The sequence below is a fragment of the Nostoc sp. genome (genome assembly GCF_036919895.1).
Taxonomy (GTDB): domain Bacteria; phylum Cyanobacteriota; class Cyanobacteriia; order Cyanobacteriales; family Nostocaceae; genus Nostoc.
Window position 1 is genome coordinate 34,764 of record NZ_JBALBW010000052.1, and the last position, 19,746, is coordinate 54,509.

The following is a 19,746-nucleotide window of genomic DNA, read 5'->3' on the forward strand; positions in this document are numbered from 1 at the left end:
ATATCCGGTAAACACATTTCTAGTTTATGGGGTTTTTGAAACTGAGAATCTATTACAATAATAACGTTATGACTATAATGTTATAGTGAGAATGACCTTCCCAAAAAAGCAAATCTCTTGAGGATGAAGCCAGTGTCAGTAGAGCGATCGCCAAAACCAAAAAACGAACAACTCAAACCAGCAGAGGTTGATGAACCGTATGTATTGGATGAGGATCTTAGCTATCTCATGGGTAGAGTATTCGCAAAGAATCAGCGCAACTGCTACCAGGAACTTAGCGATCTTGAGATCACACCCCAGCAGTACGTTGTCATGGTGAAACTGTTGGAGAAAGGCGCAACTTCTCAGAACGAACTGGGGCTGTTAGTGGGAATGAAGCCCGTTACCATCCACGGAATCATTCGGATTCTTGCAGCCCGCGGATTGATCGAGACGCATCCGCACGAAAAGGATCGGCGACTGCATATCCACTCAGTTTCCGATGCCGGTAAAGAGATGGTCAATGAGCTAGTTAAGCGCGTGCAAAAAGTAGAAATCAAAAACTTTGCACCTCTTAATCCCACCGAGAAAGAGACATTACGGCACATTCTCAAGAAACTGCTTCCCCAGGATATGGATTCTCAAAGCACGATTGAATTTTTGACAAGGAAAAACCATGTCTAATCCTGCCCGAATTGATGTTCACCAACATATCGTTCCTCCTGATTACGCAAACTGGCTGACTCAGCACGGCATCAAGCCTGGAGGAGGTTCTCTTCCGAAATGGAGTGTAGAAGATGCAATCAACATGATGGATGAGCATGGCATTGCCACTGGAATCCTCTCAGTTTCTACTCCTGGTGTGCATTTGGGCAATGATGCCGAGGCGCGGGTTAAGGCTCGTGAAGTGAATGAATTTGCGGCTAAAGTAGTTAGCGCCCATCCCCATCGATTTGGATTCTTTGCCACCCTAACCTTACCTGATGTCGATGGTGCGATCGCCGAAGCAGTCTATGCAATGGAAGAATTGCACGCGGCTGGGGTAGTTCTGCTTGCAAATACCCACGGTCGCTACCTGGGAGAAAAGGACTTTGACCCACTTATGCAGGAGTTGAACCGCCGCCATGCTGTAGTCTTTGTCCATCCCTCAGAGCTACCAGGGCCAAGCGTACAAGGTGTACCGTCCTTCGCCGCCGATTTCTTGCTCGATACCACCCGCGCTGCGATTAATCTCATCGTGTCTGGGACAATGACCCGCTACACCAATCTGAAAGTGATTCTGTCCCATGCTGGGGGATTCATCCCTTACGCCGCCCATCGGATGGCTCCAGTCTGTTCCCCCGATGGCAACGTCGAAACTGGACTAGAAAACCTCCGCCGCTTTTACTTCGACACCGCCTTGTCTTCCAGTCCGACTGCATTGCCCAGTTTGCTAGCGTTTGCTGACCCTAGCCACATTCTTTACGGTAGTGACTCACCCTTCGCTCCTGTGCAAGCTGTAAGTCGCTTCACAGATGGACTTGATACCTACCCGCTCGACAATCAGCTACGTTCAGCGATTAATCGGATGAACGCCGAAACTCTGTTTCCACAGTTCGCCAACGTACTTACACCAATTTCAAATAGCTAAAAGCAGCAACTCAAAATACAAATGAATTAAGGAGATTATCAAAGATGACAAATAATAGCCATACAGTAGCTACCGTCCCCCTAGATGTGGATGTTGCGATCGTTGGAGCGGGTATCGGCGGACTAGCTACCGCCGTAGCATTGCGTCAGGCTGGCATCGAAGCCCATGTCTACGAACGAACCAAAGTCCTTAGAGAAATTGGTGGCGCGGTGATCATCCGCGAACCCAGTGTGCGGCTGTTGGAGGCATGGGGTGTCAGCGATCGCTTCCATACCGAGGCTGTGCAGACTAAGGTGATCGAATTGCGTGACAGCGAGGGCAAACCCATCGGTACGACCCCTGCCGACATGACCGGCGAAGGCAGGGCTTACTCCGTGCATCGGGCTGATGTCCATGCCCTGCTGCTGGAGGGTGTCGATCAGCAGCACATCCATCTCGGCATGGAAAGCGTCGAGGCTTTTGAAGATGGCGATCGCGGTGTTGTGCGCTTTGCAGATGGGCGGCAGGTTCGCGCCAAGGTCGTGATTGGAGCCGACGGCATCAAGTCTGTGGTTCGCAAGTTCATTCATAACGACGAGATGATCTTCTCGAAGCTGGTTATCCTCCGTGGACTCGCGTCTAGTTCTGCAATGCCTGAAGGGATGCCAAACGATCGGATGTACCTGTGGGGTCAAACTCCCAAGATGCTGACACTGCTACCTCTACGTGGGGGGGATGAGGTCGCGATGGACACCATTATGGTGCAGGACACCCCGCCGAAGGATCTTTGGACGACCGAGGTGCCAACGTCGGAACTACTCGATTTCTTCAAAGGCTTTGATTCTGCCATTATCAAGCTGATCGAAGCTGGGACGGTTCCGGTTCGGGCAAACCCAGTCTATGAACGCGAACCCATCGACACTTGGAGTACCGCACACATCACCCTGCTGGGCGACGCGGCTCACCCGATGGCACCACGCGCCGGTCAGGGCGCGAACCAGGCGATTCAGGATGCCGATGCTTTGGCACGGGCATTGAGCGGGGAAGGAATGACGAACGTTCCCGACGCACTGCGCCGCTACCATGAGGAACGGGCACCGATAACTAAAAAGATGCAACTCGCTTCGAGGTTATCACCCGAAATCCAGCCTCTGCCTGTAGGCAAGTGATTTGACACAGCTTTACCGCGTTGCTTGACGGAGAGAACGCTGACAAAGCCGCTTAAAACGGCAGCAGATAATAATGTTGCCGTTTTACCATTTCTTTGTAAAACTGCGCCAAATTTCCTTTGCTTCTTATTTCTTTCTTTGTGCCCTTTGCGTCCTTTGCGGTTCGTTCCTCATACTAGTTCGGCGCACCTTCATACATAACTAGTATTAGAGTTTCAAAGATAGATGAGGATTATCTCAACCTTAATCCGAATGGCACTAAGATATTAAATAGTCTTATTTACTCCTCTCATCTTCCCAGATTAGATATTAATGCTTTTCTTAGTCCCATTTCTTTATGCTTCCCCGTGTCAGAGCGCCAGAATTACCGCAAAATTACTCTTGGCTCAATACCGATAAACCTTTGTCTCTTAAGCAGTTCAAAGGTAGAGTCGTAATTTTAGACTTTTGGACATACTGCTGTATCAATTGTCTGCATATCCTGCCAAACCTCAAATATTTAGAACAGAAATATAAAGATAGCTTGACTGTTATCGGCGTTCACTCCGCTAAATTTGACAACGAGAAAGAAACAGAAAATATTCGCCAAGCCATCTTGCGTTACGACATAGAACACCCAGTTATAGTTGACAGCAATTTTCGACTTTGGGAAGAGTATGCTGTGCGTGCTTGGCCTACTTTAATAATTATCGATCCAGAAGGTTACGTAATTGGTCAAATAGCTGGAGAAGGAAACCGTGACACTTTAGACGAGTTGATTCAAAAGTTAATTCAGCAACATCAGGATAAAGGCACGATTAATTTTCAAGAACTTAGCTTGACTTTAGAAAAACAGCGTAAACCATTAATTACACCTCTAGCTTTTCCTGGTAAAGTCTTAGCTACCCAAGCGGGTTTATTCATTGCTGACTCTGGACATCATCGCCTGATTATGAGTAGCTTCGACGGCGAAATTCTGCATTTGATTGGTACTGGAAAATCTGGCTTAACCGATGGTGCTTTTAACGAAGCGCAGTTTTTTGCACCACAGGGAATGGCTTATGATACCGAAAATCAGATTCTTTATGTTGCTGATACAGAAAATCATACCCTGCGGCGAGTTGATTTGAAGCGTCAAGTTGTAGAAGCGATCGCAGGAACTGGTGAACAAAGCCGGAATATTCACCCTCATGGCGGTGCTGCTTTAGAAACCGCGCTAAATTCCCCTTGGGATTTAGTGAAAGTGGGAAATACGCTGTTTATTGCAATGGCTGGGCCGCATCAAATTTGGGAAATGGATTTAGAAACTAGCATCATTAAAACTTATGCTGGTACTGGTGCAGAAGCTTGCATTGATGGTTCACTTACCGAATCTGCTTTTGCTCAACCTAGCGGTATTAGCACTGATGGAGAAGAATTATATATTGCTGACAGTGAAGTTAGTTCAATTCGTGGTGTGGGAATTGTAGAACCTTACCAAGTGCGAACGGTTTGCGGTAGTGGGGGTTTATTTGGTTTTGGTGATGTAGATGGACAGGGTGAAGATGTCCGTTTGCAACATTGTTTAGGAGTAGAATTTGCTCAGAGTTTTCTGTGGGTGGCAGATACCTACAATCACAAAATTAAATTAGTTAGTCCTAGTGGCAATTGTCAAACAGTTTTAGGAGATGGTAGTGTTGGTTTACAAGATGGACAAGGTAAGAATAGCCGATTTTTTGAACCTTCGGGATTAAGTGCTATAGATTCATATCTATATATTGCTGATACTAATAATCATGCCATCCGCCGCGTAGATTTGAATACGTTTGAGGTGACGACTTTAGAATTTATTGGTTTATGTGCGCCAGATGTTTGTATTCCGTCTAATCTATAAAGTGATTACCTCACGCAAAAGCGTAAAGGAAAGCTCTGTGTCTCTGCGTGAGATTTAAAAGAGAAGTAATTAAATAGTGCTAAAGTTTTAAAGGGATGAATTCTAAATTTTTACTCTGAATTAGAAATTTATCTGCCTTAATACCTTTAGGTGTGTCAAATAGTAAATCTATAGAACGAGTTTCAGCTGGAGAGAAGGGTTTTCTTAGCAATTGAACATCATATTTGTACTCCCTCTCTTTAGAATCGTATTTGTTGCCTTTGGAGTCAACTAATTCTGAGAATGGAAGAATGAACCAGGCATCATCCTCTCGTTGTCTTTTGCCACTTGTGTTTTTAACCGTTACAGAAACCACTGTCCAAACTTCAGCCGCTTCGTATGTTTTGTACTCTCCTTTAATTTTCTGTCCTGCATACTTTACTCCTGTGACGTTAACTTCCCAACCTTTGCGATTAACTTTACCTTTGACTGCTTTTGAAACTGGTTCAATGTTAGTAGTATCGGCAGCATTTGCTTGAGATGAAGAAGGCTCTAATTTAGCTTCTGGCGACGGTGTACAGGCAGAATTCATCAGTAATAATGCTGCAAGAGATAAGTATTTAAGTTTATTCATGGTTGCACTCTGGTTGTATATCGAAACCTCTTTAAGCCTTTTGAGAGGTTCGTTATTATAATTCCCAAAAATTTACCAACATTAACAAATGATAAAATTTCATAAGCTGAACCACCTCTAATTTTTGAGAATAAGCCAAACCAGTCAAAGGTTACAGGCGAACTATAGCAATCCTATTTGATTTGCAAACACCGAGAGGCTAAGATCCCCGACTTCTTCAAGAAGTCGGGAATCTTTTTGTTCGTAACTTATTTATAATTGCTTTATAAACTATTCTTAACGGTTTGAATACCAGTATTTTCACTGGATTGATGTTGACAATTGCGGATTAAAATAGTTGATTAGTTTATATCATGCAGACAATTCATAATTTACATTGACTACTAGGATTAACATGAACAAGATATGCCAACTATTAGACTTTGATGCTGATGTTTTGTTATTTAATAAAGATACGTATATCGTTAGCAGATTCAAAGAATTGATATCTGAAAATTTTACACAGAAATTTTGTACAAGATTAACGGAACATCATACTGATTTCTCTGTTTCAGGACTTTTTAATAAGCTGTGTATAAACGAAGTTAATTTTAAAGTTGAAGATATCACATGGCAATCTTGTAGCGAAGGTATCAACTGTCAAGTTTTCAGAGTTGGATCTACAGGCTGGCAAGTAGGTAAACTCAGAATAAAAGTCTCTACAGAAATTATTTCTCCATTAGCTAAGAGGGAAGGTGCCAACATGAAGATTACTGTAGTGTTAGAATTTTATCCTGATAATCCTAATCAACCCGAATCGCCTTTAGATGATATTCGTAAAATGATACAAGCAGAAGCAACATGAATACTATCCTCCACATTACGAAACGCCAACAATGGGAAGACGCGAAAATACTCGGTAGCTATCGCGCTGATTCACTAGAGAGTGAAGGTTTTATACATTGTTCAAAGTCAACGCAAATACTCAAAGTTGCACATAGATTTTTTAATAACCAAAAAGAATTGGTAATACTGTTTATTGATTCTGAGAAAGTCCAAGCTGAAATTCGTTATGAAGAGGCTGAAATTGGCGAATTATTTCCTCACATTTATGGTGAGTTAAATGTTGATGCTGTGTATCAGGTGGTTGATTTTGAGGCTGGGGAAGATGGTTTATTTGAGTTGCCGCAAGAAGTTATAAATTTAGAAGAATAACGAACCGCCAAGGCGCAGAGAACGCAGAGAAAGAGATGAAAAGTCAAGGGTTTGATTCATAATGAAATTATTTAACAACTGATATCAGATGGTTACTCTTCAACTCAAACAAATTCGAGTTCCAGCAGGGCAAAGAATAATCCTGGAAGATGTGAGTTGGCAAGTATTTGAAGCAATCCTCAAGGAGTTAGGAGAACATCGCGCGAGTCGAGTAGCATACAGCGAAGGAACGCTAGAAATTATGGCTCCATTACCAGAACATGAACGAGCTAAGGTAATTATTGGAGACTTAGTGAAAGCCTTGCTAGATGAACTCGATCGAAATTGGGAATCTTTGGGTTCAACCACTTTTAAGCGAAAAGATACAAGTGCGGGTATTGAACCTGATGATTGTTTTTATATTCAAAACTATCAGCTAATGATCGGGAAAGACAAGATTGACTTAACAGTTGATCCTCCTCCTGATTTGGCGATTGAAATTGATGTCACCTCTAAAACCCAAATTAGTGCATATCAGGCTTTGAGAGTGCCTGAAATTTGGCGATATGAAAACAAAAATTTAGAAATTAGCTTGCTGCAAGGTGAGCAATATGTAAAGTCTCTCACAAGCGCCACATTTCCTAATTTTCCTATCATTGAACTAATTCCCCGATTTGTGGAAATGGCACGAACCACAGGAATGAGTTCAGCACTTAAGGGGTTTCGACAATGGGTAAGAAAACAGATAGAAGATAGTCAGGGTGAATAAAATTCGCGGCTATATAAACAAGTCTAAGGGATTCCGCGCTTTACTTAAAGAACGGGGAATAAATAATCTAGAGCAATTGTGACCGAATTTAATTTACAAATCCAAGAAAATAGCGATCGCAGCACCAACGCCAAGGGCGATCGCTTCTCTTCTCACGTAGAGGATGCAGCACTTAGCTTACTTCCCTCCAGTAATACGATACACTGCACCGACACTAAAGGCGATCGCATTGACCGTTTCCTTTCCCAAGAATTACCAGATTTATCCCGTTCGCGCATCCAACAGTTAATCGAACAGGGTAATGTCCAACTTAACGATAAAGTTTGCACTTCTAAGAAGATCAATGTCAAGCTAGGCGATCGCATCATTCTGGAAATACCAGAAGCACAACCCCTAGAACTGCTAGCAGAAGATATCCCTTTAGATATTCTCTACGAAGATGACCAATTACTCATTCTCAACAAACCCGCAGGTTTAGTTGTCCATCCCGCACCCGGTCATCCAGATGGCACACTGGTAAATGCTTTGTTGGCTCATTGTCCCAATTTACCAGGAATTGGCGGAGTCCAACGTCCGGGAATTGTCCATCGATTGGATAAGGATACAACGGGAGCGATCGCGATCGCAAAAACGGAAGTTGCCCATCATCATTTGCAAGCCCAACTCAAAGCTAAAACCGCACGCAGAGAATACTTGGGCGTGGTTTACGGTGCGCCAAAAGGTGAAAATGGCAAAATTGACTTACCCATTGGTCGCCATCCTCAAGACCGCAAAAAAATGGCTATTATGCCTGTTGAACAAGGCGGACGATCTGCCGTCACTCATTGGCAAGTACTAGAACGCCTCGGTAACTATACATTAATCCGCTTCCAACTAGAAACTGGACGCACCCATCAAATCCGCGTCCACAGCGCCAAAATGGGTCATCCTATTGTCGGCGATCCAGTTTATAGTTCTGGTCATTCAGTGGGCGTAAATTTGACCGGTCAAGCACTCCACGCTTGGCGACTAAGATTGCAGCATCCCATCTCTGGCGAGATGATTGAGGTGACAGCTACCCCTCCCACCCAATTTACAAAACTTTTGGAAATGCTAAAAAGACGAACTGTACTTTAAGCTCATCTACACCTAAAAGCAGCACTATTTTACAAACATTGGGTATTGATAAAAAACCATGTCCCATACCCATTAACAACTAGCGTGCATCAGACATGGGATAGAGTCTATTTCACTAGTTAAACCTAAATGAAACTCCTACATAACCCAAGACTTATGCACGCTATAAAACGATCAAAGCGATGTACTAGACAGCCTCTGACTAAAAATCGTTACTTAATTCCAGCTAACTGGCGATAAGGTACAGACTTTTCGATATCGATGTTGAATGACGAGATTCTTTGTGGTGTATTGCCTGTTGCATTGACACTTTGTGCCATAGACAAAAATAGAGCCGGATCGCCAGCCTTGGGCTTTTGCTCTTGTGGAAGGAATCTGCGTACTTCGACCTGCCAAATGATTTGGGGGAAACCCAGTTTGGTGCGGTGGTAATCTTCGTATCGCGGAGATTTGATGTTAAATGGCAACTCACCCGCAGATTGAGATGGTAGTATCCGACGGCGCTGATAAGGCACTGTGGAATATCCAAAGTTGCTCAGGTACTCTTCAGTGTTGAGAACTTCATCAACAAAGCCGACAATACCCTTGGTAGCGACCACAATTGACCAAGCGATTTTTTCGCGCTCGTTGTATGGGTCGCGTCCTAGAACGCGCTGAATTACTTGCTCAACAAAGCGATAATTATTGTTGAGATCGTAAAAGCTTTTCTTAAAGGTATTGGAAAGAACCAACCCACGAACAAAGTCCCGGACTGTAATTTGTCCATTACGGAGTTGAGACTCTAAATATGTTTCGCGATCGGCAGCAAAAGCATAAAAGAAAAGTTGACGATATGCTGCTTCAATCAGATCGCCTAAATCTGATGGAGACAGGATATTGTCTGTATTAAAAATCCTGGGCTGTTCATCACCCGGTACTTCATATCCAGCTACACGCTGGTTTTGACTTGAAGGTTCGTATTCTAACAGAGGAATTGCCATTCTAAAGCCTCCATGTTCTTAATTAAAGTTAACAACTTTAAATCACATATTAAGGGAGTAGTTGTATCAGAACCTCAGATTCTGATAAAATTTCACGAAACTTAACTAAGGGTGATTCTAAGTATTGGTAGGAAAAATGATTAGAGTGCTGGTTGTATTTAACCCCTAGCTAATCAATAAAAATCGTGCAATTTCCAGCTTAATAATTACTGCAAATGACTAAAAAACTTTATTCACATATTTCAGATTAGAAGATTGAGTTTCACTTTTTTTTACTGGAGCAATAAAATTTAACATTTAGCAAAAGAAATTAATGAAGGATTGGGGATTGGGGATTGGGGATTGGGTATTGGGTATTGGGTATTGGGTATTGGGTATTGGGTATTGGGTATTGGGTATTGGGAAAAGACTTACTGTAAATTCTCCCCTGCCCCCTGCCCCCTTCAATGACCTATCCAAAATTCCAGAGGATCTATGGTTGATTTACAGTAAGGCCAGCTACGCAAAGTTGCCTCCATCCCTGCCTCCCAGTAGGGTGGTTCTAATCCCAGTCCTAAACATAGATGAGACAAGATGCTAGCAAACTGCTGGTTGTGACCAAAGTCTCCTAGATGGGCATGGGCGTATTCGTGGACGACTACACCAAACCAGTCTTTAGGTGCAACTCGACCGACATCTACCAGAATAGTGATTGGATTTGTGAGAATGTTGCACAGCCCGTCTATACCAAAAGATTGAGCGATGGGGACTGCAAAAATTTGGATGTGGCGACGCTCTTGCGGACGAAAGCACTGATGACACACTTCTAAGTAGGTATTGATCTGAGCGTTTACAGTGTAAATATTTTCGCCAATCCAAGTACAAATGGGGATGCGATCGCGCAGGTTATCGAACACATTCACCATCCCCGGCTCTAGGGCAAGTCCCTGCACTTGATGCAGGTAATCTTGCCCACGAATAAAAGCATCGCTCTGCTTGAGATAATTCACCAGCCCAAAACTGAATAAAATTGTCTTTTTTCCAGAACATCCGGCCCTTGTCTTTCTGTTACCTGTTCTGTGTTGGCAACCTCAGCAGAACTTTCGATGCGGCTTTCACTACAAAACGATGCTGTACTGAAACCACCAAACCGTTTTACCGTACTGGTTCGCAGTCGCATATTGGGGCTGGCAAACCAGAATCTCTCAATGGAACTCATTATTTCATATTCGGTTGTCAACACTAGTCCATCTTCATCATCCATGTGAAAAAGACCGACTACAGGCACAATTTCGGCATAGCCTCTTTCGCGGAGTAATTTGCCGGCCCTTGGGTTATCGCCATCAGGCACGATCGCAAATATGGTTTTTCCCTGATGGTTATCTTCACCCTCTCTATCCCAAGCCATTGTGCCTAGCCAACGCACACGCGAGCCACCTACTGACAGGCTGGGGTCAATTTCATGATAATTGCACAGTTCAATGATTTCTGGATGATTGGCTTCCAGAGTTTCTACCTGTATATCCGATTCTCCCGTCTCTGAGCGCTTGAACGCCAGATGATGAGTTGCCCGTTGCGATCGCCACTTACCAGCACTTAGCTGAAAAAATTCCATTGCGTCTATCAATCTTCTGACTCCTACTTATGACTCCTGCGGATGATGTTTTACGAGTTTTTTCTTTTTAGAGTTATTGGTATACAAACATTCTAAACATTACAGCGATTAGCGATCGGCTTCAAGAAACTCCCTACAAAGGGTTGAGATGGAAATGTTATTACGCAATTGTAAACTTTTATGAGTCCGATTCTTTATAGCTTGACAATGTAGACAGGTTAATGGGTGAAATGCTAAACTAATAGAAAGCGATGTCTAGGACGGGCTACACCGAGGTCATCACATTAGCAGTACGAACAAATACCTTCGATTCAGTCAATCAGAGGAATGAATGATGGATTTTCCAGTCGAACTAACTTTAGAACAACAGTTTCGCTTAAAGAACTTGAAAGACCAGGTAAATAACTTGAGTCAGCAAGAGGCTCAGGAATTTTTATTAGAAGTTTTACGGCAGATGATGGTAAAAGATAATTTAGTTAAACATCTTCTAAAACAAGCTTGATTGAGTAATAAAGAATATTCTTTTCTTAAGACTTACGCAGTGGCAAAATTCCATTTGAATGCGTAAGTCTTAATTTTTTGGGTACTTTTACTTAGCTTTGCCGTTGGTGTAGCCTCTTGGATTGGAAGAGGTTGGGGAGGTAGAAGAGGAAGAGGAGAATTGGAAGATGATTATGAGTGAGAACCTGCAACAAGTCTTTCTCCTTGTCCCAAAGTCATTTTCCCTATGCCCAATACCCAAATTAAATATTACAGATTATTACTTTGTCTCTCATAGTAAAGACTAGGGTACTAACAATCCCCTATGTTTTTCTTTGGCTACTCGCAGTTAATTCTGATCGAGAACAGGCCAAAAATAATATCCGCCATTTGTGAATATTAAGGAGAACTCATGGTTCTTGATGCTTTTTCTAGAGCTGTAATTGCGGCTGATGCCAAAACCGCTGCTATCGGTGGTGCTGACTTAGCAGCCCTTAAGTCTTTCATTGCTGAAGGCAACAAGCGCCTTGATGCAGTGAATGCGATCGCCAGCAATGCTAGCTGTGCGGTTTCTGATGCGATCGCTGGGATTGCTTGTGAAAACACAGGTTTGCTTCAAGCTGGTGGTAACTTATACCCCACTCGCCGCATGGCTGCTTGCCTACGTGATGCTGAAATCGTTCTGCGCTATGTAACTTATGCGCTATTGGCTGGAGATTCTTCTGTATTAGACGATCGCGCTTTGAACGGTCTGAAAGAAACCTACACAGCTTTGGGCGTACCCACCGGATCTTCTGTACGAGCTTTCCAAATCCTGAAGGCTATCAGCGTCGCTCACATCACCAACACCAACACAGAAGCTAACGCTGGCAAAAGGTTCCGTAAACTGGAAACTCCTCAAGGCGACTGCTCTGCTTTAGCTGCTGAAGCTGCTAGCTACTTCGATCGCGTTATTTCTGCTCTGAGCTAATTGCTAATTCCTAACGGCTAAAGCCTATTAGTCAAGCCAACTGAAATTAAAACTCGATCAAATCTAATCTGGAGTATAAAAAGCAATGAAATCAGTTATCACTACGGTTATTGGAGCTGCTGATGCAGCAGGTCGTTTCCCAACCTCCTCCGATCTAGAATCCGTTCAAGGTAGTATTCAACGTGCTAGCGCTCGTCTAGAAGCTGCTGAAAAGCTCGCTGCTGGTATCGATAACGTAGCGAAAGAAGCTTATGATGCTGCCTTCAAGAAATATCCTTACTTGACCCAAGAAGGCGAAGCTGGCGCTACCCAAGTTAAGAAAGACAAGTGCCTCCGCGACATCAAGCACTACCTACGCTTGATCAACTACAGCTTAGTTGTGGGCGGTACTGGCCCTCTGGATGAGTGGGGTATTGCAGGCGCTCGTGAAGTTTATCGCTCTTTGGGTCTGCCTACTGCTCCCTATGTTACCGCGATGACTTACACCCGCGATCGCGCTTGCTCTCCTCGTGATATGTCTCCTCAAGCGTTGGTTGAGTTCCGCTCTCTCCTCGACTATGTAATCAACTCCCTTTCATAGTAATAGGGATTGACTAGACGTAGACGAGCGATCGTTATACTCTAAAACTCAGGGACTCTCAGTCTATTGCTTTGCCTGTATCTGGTTGAGTGATTGACCAAGAGTCCCTCAGTTGTTACTAATTCGTAATTCATGATTTCACTTGGGGGATTTCAACCAGAAAATTTTCTTTTATGACAATAGATTCATTATTTGAACAGTTGAAACACCCCAACCCCAATCTGCGGGAACGAGCCATGTGGGAACTGGCTGAAGTTCGGGATGAAAATACTATTCCTCGCTTGATGGGTATTTTGGATGAAGAGGATGTAACTTACCGTCGATCTGCGGTAAAAGCACTGGGTGCTATTGGTGTAGATGCTGTACCATCACTGGTAGATTCATTAATAAATAGCGAGAATGCAACTATTCGGGGTAGTTGTGCTAAGGCTTTGGCACAGGTTGCTGCGAACCATCCAGATGTTCCTTTTCCGGCTGAGGGCTTAGAGGGATTAAAAACTGCGCTCAACGATCAAAATGCTGTTGTTTATATCGCATCAGTAATGGCGCTAGGTGAAATTGGTTCTCCTGCCTTTGAGATTTTAGCTGAAGCTTTAAAAACAATAGATAATGTTGCAGTGGCTGTGGCGATCGTTAATGCATTCGGTTCGATGGGTGATATCCGAGGTGTAGAAGTGCTGACGGCATTGACAAATGATGAATCTGTTGATCCATACATTCGGGAATCAGCAGTGAGTGCTTTGCCCCGATTAGATCAGGTGATTAAATATAAAAGATAAAAGAGCGATCGCTCTTGAATGTAACTACCTTCATTAATCCCAGTACGACGGATACATTAGATGAACAGACTGGGTGTCACCTTGAAGTAATCTCCGAGTGCCTTAGCTTGTGATTTACTAATCGACCGCTTACCATTCACAATCTCTGATACTACACCACTTGACCCGATGATGTTCACCAAGTCAGCTTGACGGGTGTTACTAACTTGCATAATGTGTTGGAGAATTTCATGCGGTGCTGATTCATCCATTAGATAGTTATCTGTCTCATACGCTTCAATCAGCATTACTATCAGCTTATGCAGAGCTTTTTCTTCTGGAGTCCGATTCTTGCAAAACGTTAGACGCTCTGCCACAGCTAGGGCGCGATCGTATTCCTCTTCCGTCTCAATTACCTTGGGAGCAACTTCAGCTAGCAGACTACTATAAGCAACTTGGTCAAAAGTAAGGGTCATTTTTCCATTTACCTTTGTCATATTCGGCATGAGTCAGGAAATATTTGTAGTAAACCGTTTGGTTTTCATAGTCAATACCGACAATCAGGCGATAATCATTCCCTTTGATGTTAAAAACAGTGAAATTTCCAACTGCTTCAGCATCACGATAAATCTGACGAACGTCCTCCAAATTTTGCCATTCCACCTTCTTGACAGTTGCGTACCAGTCGTCGGTTTGCTTTTTGACATCGGGGTACTGGGCAGCATCAATGCGGAGGTTACGAATCGCAATTAGATGCATTTGTCTTTAGGTTCTTTGTTCATATCCATCAATCAACAAAAAACTAATTGCTAATTAAATACTCTCAAAATGAGAGAAAAATGTCAAGATGTAAACCTGCATCGCTTTATTGCCAAGCATCTTCCTCCAACTGTCTCTCAATTTGAGAAATCGCTAACTCGATCACCGCCTTAACTCCTGCTTCCTCTTCTTGGGTTAGTGCGGCTTGCAGGGGTTCTAAAGCAGTGCGATCGCCAATTTTCATCAATGCCAGAGCCGCCGCTTTTCGAGTTTCCCAATCAGCATGTTGCAGTAACTCCACGAAATTCGGAATCGCTGGTTGATAAGCTAGACTGCCCAAAGCAGATGCCGCTTCACACCGCACCATTGGGGATGAGTCTGTGAGGGCGTTTATCAGGATGTGAAATGCTCCTTCTTCAGTGCCTTCTTCAGCGATTTTTGCGATCGCACCCACCACCGCAGCCCGAACATCAGCCGAGTCTGAGTTAATTTCTCGATATAAATGCTCTTTCGCTTCTGCTCCAATAAATCCCAGCGCCCATACTGCATGACCTTTGGCACTTTCTGGATACTCGCTTGATGCTAAGATTTGCAGCAATGCTGGCACAGCTGCCTCACCGATTTTGGCCAGCCCTCCCACCGCCGAGGTTTTAACCACCGTATCTTCATCATTTAAGAGGGCATTAACCAAAGTGGGAACTGCGATCGGATCGGCAATCAGTGTCAGGGTTTTGGCGCTGGCTCTGCGGACAACTGGGTTTGGATGATTTGCTACAGCTTCCATCAATAAAGGGGTCGCTGGTTTACCGACTTTACCCAACGCCTCTGCAAAACTCAACCGAATCATCCCCCGTGAGTCTCCCATACTCTCAATCATCTGCTTGAGTAGCTGTTCATTATTAGGGTTGAAGGAGTTTAAGCCTAATTGCTCATTGACTGCTGCTAGTATTGCATCAGTTTCTGCCTGGGACAGATTTAACGAATCCTCCCCCGATTGAGTTTTGGAGTTGAGCATTATGACTTATAGCTAAATAGATTACTAGTTGCTGGCGCTCAGGGCAGCTTGCTGATTACGAAGTTCCTGGAGGGCAGAATCAATCTTGGAAAGCTCAGGCTCCAGTTTTGCCATAACATTCACTCTCATCAACTTCGCCCGTTTTGCTGTTTCTGTAGTTTCTTGGATTAGACGTTCCCGATATAGCTCAAGTTCTGCAATCACTTCTGCAACATCTTGAGGGGTTATGTTATCGGTTGTTGTAAGTTCTGAAGTTTCATCCATAACTTTTGTTTCCTAAATGCGTGTTTATATAGTTCGACTGTATTTGGTTACTGGCTAAAGATTGGCACTTAGCAGATACATAAAATTGAACGATTGGCAAGAGGTAACTAATTAATCGCTAACACATGCATATATTCCGATCTTCTCAGATCGCGTTACCACTGGTAAAGCTTTTTGATAGAAATCTTCAAAATTAATTACCAATTCCCAATTCCCAATTATTTTAAGATGTTTCCTCTAGCGGAAAAATATCTCCTCGCAAGTAGGAATCAAAGTTTTTCTTAAAGTATTGAATGCTCGTTACATTCGGCTCATCACTTTCTGTTGGCGTGAACTCATAAATGGGTACTTTCTGCCTTACCAACGTGACCAAGCTTGGATGAAGCTGCTCAAAAGAATCTACTCTAAATATTGTTGTTTCAAACCTTAATTTAGCTGGATGAGCATAACCTAACTTCATCCAGGGCATCCAAGGACAGTCTCTCGCCCACTTTGCAGGAGGAACATCAGTTGCATCGGGGCGGCAAGTATTTGATATAAAGTACTCAACTCCCTTAAACTTTTCTCCAGGACAATAATCTGAATATTTACTATCTCCTGCTAACGGATGTGGATATTCTAAAGGAATTTCCATGACGGAGGTAATATATCCCTTGCCTTTAGGTATAACAAATTTCTTTGGTTTGACTGAACCTTGAACAATACGGTTAGCAATGTGAACTACTGGTACTGGTTGACTTGCTGTTGGTGACTTCCAAAAGTGCAGAATTTCTTGTGTGTCAGGGTCGCAAAATAAACCTAACTCTCTATTGATGCGATACCCAACTTCGCCGTGTTCGGGATCGGGTTTGAGAAATACTTTAGTAGCATTCATCCCAATAATAGAGAACAATTTTTCTTTTGGCTTATCTGGTGTTTCTTGCCACGAAATTTCCCCAGACCAGTTGTAATAAAGCTGTAACCCGTGATTTTTTCTGTAAAAATCGAGGTTATTAAATTCGTAGTCTTCTAAATAATTATTCATATCTGTTTTTATCATCCTCAAATGGCTGCGTAGATAAAAAGTAGCTGTTCTACCTACAATTCTCGCTCAGTAGGCAGTAAGCAGATTTTATTTTGACGTAAACTTAGACTTAACTATTTTGGTCATCCAATGCCCAATGCCCAATCCCTAGTACGATAGTAAACATGACCTCTGAGCAATTATCCAAGAGCCATTTTATAGATCAATGGATAAACGTTTTTTTAAAATGTTTGGGCTAACAGAAGATCAAGCGATCGCAATTATCGATACACCATTAGAACAACTCGAAGACGCTTCTGATAAGTATATTGCTGTTTCCCATTTAATTAACTTCCCCACTGAGCAATCGATCGCGGCTTTGGTACGGGCGATTGAAACCAGTAACCCTGATGAGTTAGATCATCGCATTGTCCGCCGCAAGGCTGTGGAAAGTCTGGGGCGATTGCAAGCCGAATCAGCTTTACCTGTAATTCGGCAATGCCTCAAAGATGATGATATTTATACTGTTGAAAATACCGTGTGGGCGATCGGGGAAATCGGGACTAAAAATCCAGAAATTCTCGAAGAAGTGGCGCAACTATTAGATAAACCAGGTCAAATTTATCGAGTAATTATTCACACCTTAGCTAATGCTGATTATCAGTCGTCTTTAGAAAGGGTAAATAAATTTACTAAAGTTGAAGATGAACCTACTCGTAGTGCGGCGATCGCTACAGTTTGTCGGTTCACCGGTGATTACTCTCAAATAACTGAGGTGATGGCGCTGCTGCAAAGTACCAGCGTCAATGCCCGGCGCGGTTGCATTCAAGACTTGATTGATGCACGTTACTACAAAGCCATCCCAGAAATTGCTCGTTGTCCTGTATCTCTGGTGTTTAGGTTGCGAGGTTTGCGGATGCTTTTGGATGCTGGCGTTCTCAGTGGTGAAATTACCTTTGCAGAAATTCAACCTTACTTAGAACAAGTACTTTACGATCATCCTAATAACCTTGATCTAGTACATGAGTATGACGCAACCCCTGGATTAGATTTTGTCATTAACGAACTCTACGAAACTGATTTTGGCCGCTGCTATTTAGCGACAAAAACCTTATTAGATATCTATGCAGCAGAAGCACCCCAAGCGCTCCTAACAACTTATGGCGACAAAGCATATAACGATTATGGCGCTCATTATCATGTAATGAAACTTTTCGGCTGGCTAAAATATGCTCCCGCGTACGATTTGTTAATAGAAAACCTGCACAACCGCGAACCTCAGTTTCAAAAATCTCGTGCGGCTTGTGCGATCGCTCTTGGTGAATTGGGTGATATACGAGCAATTCCTGAAATCAAAATTTGCCTCAATACCCCAATTTGGGATTTAAAATACGCTTGTTTATTAGCGCTAGACCGTTTAGGAGACTCCTCCGGTTGGGAAATTTGCGCTAATGATGGTGACTGGTTAATTAGGGCGAAAGCAACGACTAATGCCAATATTGCTATTTGATAAAATCAGACTAAATAGGTCGGCGTAAATAAACATAACGTAATTAAAAAGGGTAAGGAGAAAAGTTAAAAAACTTCAACCTTACTCTTTTTACTCTATACTCTACAAAGCTTTATACCAATTATCTGTGAAGCTGCATATTATTTTCAACCCTCCCAAGTTCCCCAATTCCTTGGGGAGTTGCCGCAGGCGGCGGACTTCTTTTTATGCATTTTAATGAAGAATTGGTATTGCATAGTTTGCTTTTAAAGTCTCACTCAAGAGATAACCTTAATTAGTAGTCTTACGTCATGTTTGTAAATACCGTTTTCCTTAGATTTGTAATTAATGGCTTTTCAATATATGAATGGATTAAACATCCTATAAATACTGCTATTACAACAATCAGACATGCAAGAGCATTGGAATATATGATCTGACTTTGAATCAAGTGAAGAAGATTTAATTTGTCTATAATTTTGGTAAAAATCTTGCCTGTTGTTTTTAATAAAAAGCCATGTGCTAAATATATAGAATAAGAGGCATTACCTATATAAATTAAAATTTGGGGTATATTGATTGTCTTTGATAGTTCTAAATAAACAGATCCTATAATCAGGAGCGTGAATGGAATACCATAAGCTACTAATGGGGGGATGCCGGAAACATCATATTCTTTATATTTTGTATTTATCACTGATATAACCAACAGAAAAATTGAACCGTAAATCAATGATGTCGCAAACTTAAATCTGTATTTAGATATTGTATAAGCAGCTAGACAACCCAGCAAAAATTCTAGATTATGTTGGTCAAATATAAAATTCAGCAGAAAATTGTCACCAATTGGTAATAAATTAAAAAGGTTGAAAATTATCCCAACTATCCAAGCAAGAATTATTGGCTGGCAAATTTTTATATTTATCAGAATTAGTAAACTGAATATGCAATAGAAAAAAACTTCATAATTCAGCGTCCAACTTACACCAATAAAAGTAGTATCTAGAATAGAACGGTCTTGAGGTAGCAAGAAAACAGCCTTGATAATTTCGTCTGCACTTCGCTGAAAAATGTTATTTTTCTCAGGATTAAATAGAGAAACTATAATTTTTGTAGTTAAAATGAACCAATATAATGGATATACGCGGATAAATCTTTTAAAGACGAAAGACTTAAACTTATCCGGTTTGCCTACATCAGATTGATGAATATAAAATATAATAAACCCACTGAGTACAAAAAAGAAATCTACACCTATCCAACCGAAATGAAATATTTGCAATAATTTATCTTGCTGTAGTTCATGAGAAAGTATTTGATTACTATGGCTTAGAACTACTAGTAAAGCAGCGATACCGCGATATACCTGTAGCAAATTTAATTTTTGGTTCATAGCATTCGCAGGGTTAGTTGTAGGAAGTAAATAAATTATTTAAATCAATAAATGCCAAAGATGTTGCATACTTTTACTTTCCCTGTTCAAGTTGTAACTTCAAAAACACCATGATAGGAGAAAGTAACATTCTTAGGGAGCAAATGATGTAAGCTTTATACTACTTTGAGCAACTTTTCCC

General features: G+C 42.2%; 23 protein-coding genes. 13 read left to right on the forward strand and 10 right to left on the reverse strand.

Features of this window, described 5'->3' with window-relative positions:
- Positions 1–123 precede the first annotated feature (123 nt).
- From V7K55_RS09340 to V7K55_RS09355, 4 genes are all read left to right on the forward strand, one after another.
- Complete coding sequence (locus V7K55_RS09340) at positions 124–663, forward strand: MarR family winged helix-turn-helix transcriptional regulator (RefSeq protein ID WP_334830442.1); 540 nt, start codon at positions 124–126, stop codon at positions 661–663.
- The gene (locus V7K55_RS09345) at positions 656–1,609 is read left to right on the forward strand and encodes an amidohydrolase family protein (protein ID WP_334830444.1); all 954 of its coding nucleotides are present in this window, start codon (positions 656–658) and stop codon (positions 1,607–1,609) included. The genes V7K55_RS09340 and V7K55_RS09345 overlap by 8 nt, the downstream gene beginning before the upstream one ends.
- A 44-nt stretch (positions 1,610–1,653) precedes the next feature.
- A complete protein-coding gene (locus V7K55_RS09350; RefSeq protein WP_334830447.1) occupies positions 1,654–2,757 on the forward strand; it encodes an FAD-dependent oxidoreductase in 1,104 nt (367 codons plus the stop codon).
- Between the two features lie 337 nt (positions 2,758–3,094).
- Complete coding sequence (locus V7K55_RS09355) at positions 3,095–4,609, forward strand: thioredoxin-like domain-containing protein (protein ID WP_334830450.1); 1,515 nt, start codon at positions 3,095–3,097, stop codon at positions 4,607–4,609.
- A 79-nt stretch (positions 4,610–4,688) separates the two neighbouring features.
- Here the strand turns inward: V7K55_RS09355 and V7K55_RS09360 are convergent, their stop codons facing one another.
- A complete protein-coding gene (locus V7K55_RS09360) occupies positions 4,689–5,222 on the reverse strand; it encodes a DUF4352 domain-containing protein (RefSeq protein WP_334830453.1) in 534 nt (177 codons plus the stop codon).
- A gap of 394 nt (positions 5,223–5,616) precedes the next feature.
- Between V7K55_RS09360 and V7K55_RS09365 the strand changes: the two genes are divergently transcribed.
- The 4 genes from V7K55_RS09365 (at position 5,617) to V7K55_RS09380 (ending at position 8,280) form a co-directional block, all read left to right on the forward strand.
- On the forward strand, positions 5,617–6,066 hold the full coding sequence (locus V7K55_RS09365; RefSeq protein WP_334830455.1) for a KGK domain-containing protein: 450 nt from the start codon (positions 5,617–5,619) through the stop codon (positions 6,064–6,066).
- Positions 6,063–6,416 carry a DUF952 domain-containing protein gene (locus V7K55_RS09370; protein ID WP_334830458.1) on the forward strand — a complete coding sequence of 118 codons (354 nt, stop codon included), beginning with the start codon at positions 6,063–6,065 and terminating at the stop codon, positions 6,414–6,416. The genes V7K55_RS09365 and V7K55_RS09370 overlap by 4 nt, the downstream gene beginning before the upstream one ends.
- A gap of 88 nt (positions 6,417–6,504) precedes the next feature.
- Positions 6,505–7,164 carry a Uma2 family endonuclease gene (locus V7K55_RS09375; protein WP_334830459.1) on the forward strand — a complete coding sequence of 220 codons (660 nt, stop codon included), beginning with the start codon at positions 6,505–6,507 and terminating at the stop codon, positions 7,162–7,164.
- Between the two features lie 198 nt (positions 7,165–7,362).
- Complete coding sequence (locus V7K55_RS09380; protein WP_334830523.1) at positions 7,363–8,280, forward strand: RluA family pseudouridine synthase; 918 nt, start codon at positions 7,363–7,365, stop codon at positions 8,278–8,280.
- Positions 8,281–8,492: 212 nt separating this feature from the next.
- On the opposite strand, the gene V7K55_RS09385 is transcribed toward V7K55_RS09380, so the two are convergent.
- The 3 genes from V7K55_RS09385 to V7K55_RS09395 form a co-directional block, all read right to left on the reverse strand.
- Positions 8,493–9,260, reverse strand: a complete 768-nt coding sequence (locus V7K55_RS09385; protein WP_334830460.1) for a phycobilisome rod-core linker polypeptide — start codon at positions 9,258–9,260, stop codon at positions 8,493–8,495.
- A 443-nt stretch (positions 9,261–9,703) separates the two neighbouring features.
- Positions 9,704–10,249 (reverse strand): hypothetical protein, encoded by a 546-nt coding sequence (locus V7K55_RS09390; protein WP_334830462.1) that lies wholly within the window; start codon positions 10,247–10,249, stop codon positions 9,704–9,706.
- On the reverse strand, positions 10,246–10,854 hold the full coding sequence (locus V7K55_RS09395) for a phycobiliprotein lyase (protein ID WP_442949077.1): 609 nt from the start codon (positions 10,852–10,854) through the stop codon (positions 10,246–10,248). The genes V7K55_RS09390 and V7K55_RS09395 overlap by 4 nt, the downstream gene beginning before the upstream one ends.
- A 331-nt stretch (positions 10,855–11,185) precedes the next feature.
- On the opposite strand from V7K55_RS09395, the gene V7K55_RS09400 reads away from it, so the two are divergent.
- The 4 genes from V7K55_RS09400 (at position 11,186) to V7K55_RS09415 (ending at position 13,663) form a co-directional block, all read left to right on the forward strand.
- On the forward strand, positions 11,186–11,356 hold the full coding sequence (locus V7K55_RS09400; protein ID WP_442949078.1) for an NblA/ycf18 family protein: 171 nt from the start codon (positions 11,186–11,188) through the stop codon (positions 11,354–11,356).
- A 390-nt stretch (positions 11,357–11,746) separates the two neighbouring features.
- Complete coding sequence (locus tag V7K55_RS09405) at positions 11,747–12,304, forward strand: bleomycin hydrolase (protein WP_334830464.1); 558 nt, start codon at positions 11,747–11,749, stop codon at positions 12,302–12,304.
- A gap of 85 nt (positions 12,305–12,389) precedes the next feature.
- The gene (locus V7K55_RS09410; RefSeq protein WP_334830466.1) at positions 12,390–12,884 is read left to right on the forward strand and encodes a bleomycin hydrolase; all 495 of its coding nucleotides are present in this window, start codon (positions 12,390–12,392) and stop codon (positions 12,882–12,884) included.
- Positions 12,885–13,057: 173 nt separating this feature from the next.
- Positions 13,058–13,663 (forward strand): HEAT repeat domain-containing protein, encoded by a 606-nt coding sequence (locus V7K55_RS09415; RefSeq protein ID WP_334830468.1) that lies wholly within the window; start codon positions 13,058–13,060, stop codon positions 13,661–13,663.
- Between the two features lie 56 nt (positions 13,664–13,719).
- Here V7K55_RS09415 and V7K55_RS09420 read toward each other — a convergent pair whose 3' ends face one another.
- The 5 genes from V7K55_RS09420 to V7K55_RS09440 all read right to left on the reverse strand — a co-directional run bounded on the left by V7K55_RS09420 (position 13,720) and on the right by V7K55_RS09440 (position 16,704).
- Positions 13,720–14,118 carry a helix-turn-helix domain-containing protein gene (locus tag V7K55_RS09420; protein WP_334830471.1) on the reverse strand — a complete coding sequence of 133 codons (399 nt, stop codon included), beginning with the start codon at positions 14,116–14,118 and terminating at the stop codon, positions 13,720–13,722.
- A complete protein-coding gene (locus tag V7K55_RS09425; RefSeq protein ID WP_265273077.1) occupies positions 14,102–14,401 on the reverse strand; it encodes a type II toxin-antitoxin system HigB family toxin in 300 nt (99 codons plus the stop codon). The genes V7K55_RS09420 and V7K55_RS09425 overlap by 17 nt, the downstream gene beginning before the upstream one ends.
- Before the next feature lie 106 nt (positions 14,402–14,507).
- A complete protein-coding gene (locus V7K55_RS09430; RefSeq protein WP_334830475.1) occupies positions 14,508–15,416 on the reverse strand; it encodes a HEAT repeat domain-containing protein in 909 nt (302 codons plus the stop codon).
- 24 nt (positions 15,417–15,440) lie between these two features.
- A complete protein-coding gene (locus tag V7K55_RS09435) occupies positions 15,441–15,680 on the reverse strand; it encodes a hypothetical protein (RefSeq protein WP_334830477.1) in 240 nt (79 codons plus the stop codon).
- A gap of 223 nt (positions 15,681–15,903) precedes the next feature.
- Positions 15,904–16,704, reverse strand: a complete 801-nt coding sequence (locus V7K55_RS09440; protein WP_334830479.1) for a DUF1838 family protein — start codon at positions 16,702–16,704, stop codon at positions 15,904–15,906.
- 205 nt (positions 16,705–16,909) lie between these two features.
- Between V7K55_RS09440 and V7K55_RS09445 the strand changes: the two genes are divergently transcribed.
- The gene (locus V7K55_RS09445) at positions 16,910–18,193 is read left to right on the forward strand and encodes a HEAT repeat domain-containing protein (RefSeq protein WP_334830481.1); all 1,284 of its coding nucleotides are present in this window, start codon (positions 16,910–16,912) and stop codon (positions 18,191–18,193) included.
- A gap of 283 nt (positions 18,194–18,476) precedes the next feature.
- Here V7K55_RS09445 and V7K55_RS09450 read toward each other — a convergent pair whose 3' ends face one another.
- Positions 18,477–19,565 carry an acyltransferase family protein gene (locus tag V7K55_RS09450; protein ID WP_334830483.1) on the reverse strand — a complete coding sequence of 363 codons (1,089 nt, stop codon included), beginning with the start codon at positions 19,563–19,565 and terminating at the stop codon, positions 18,477–18,479.
- Positions 19,566–19,746: the final 181 nt, after the last annotated feature.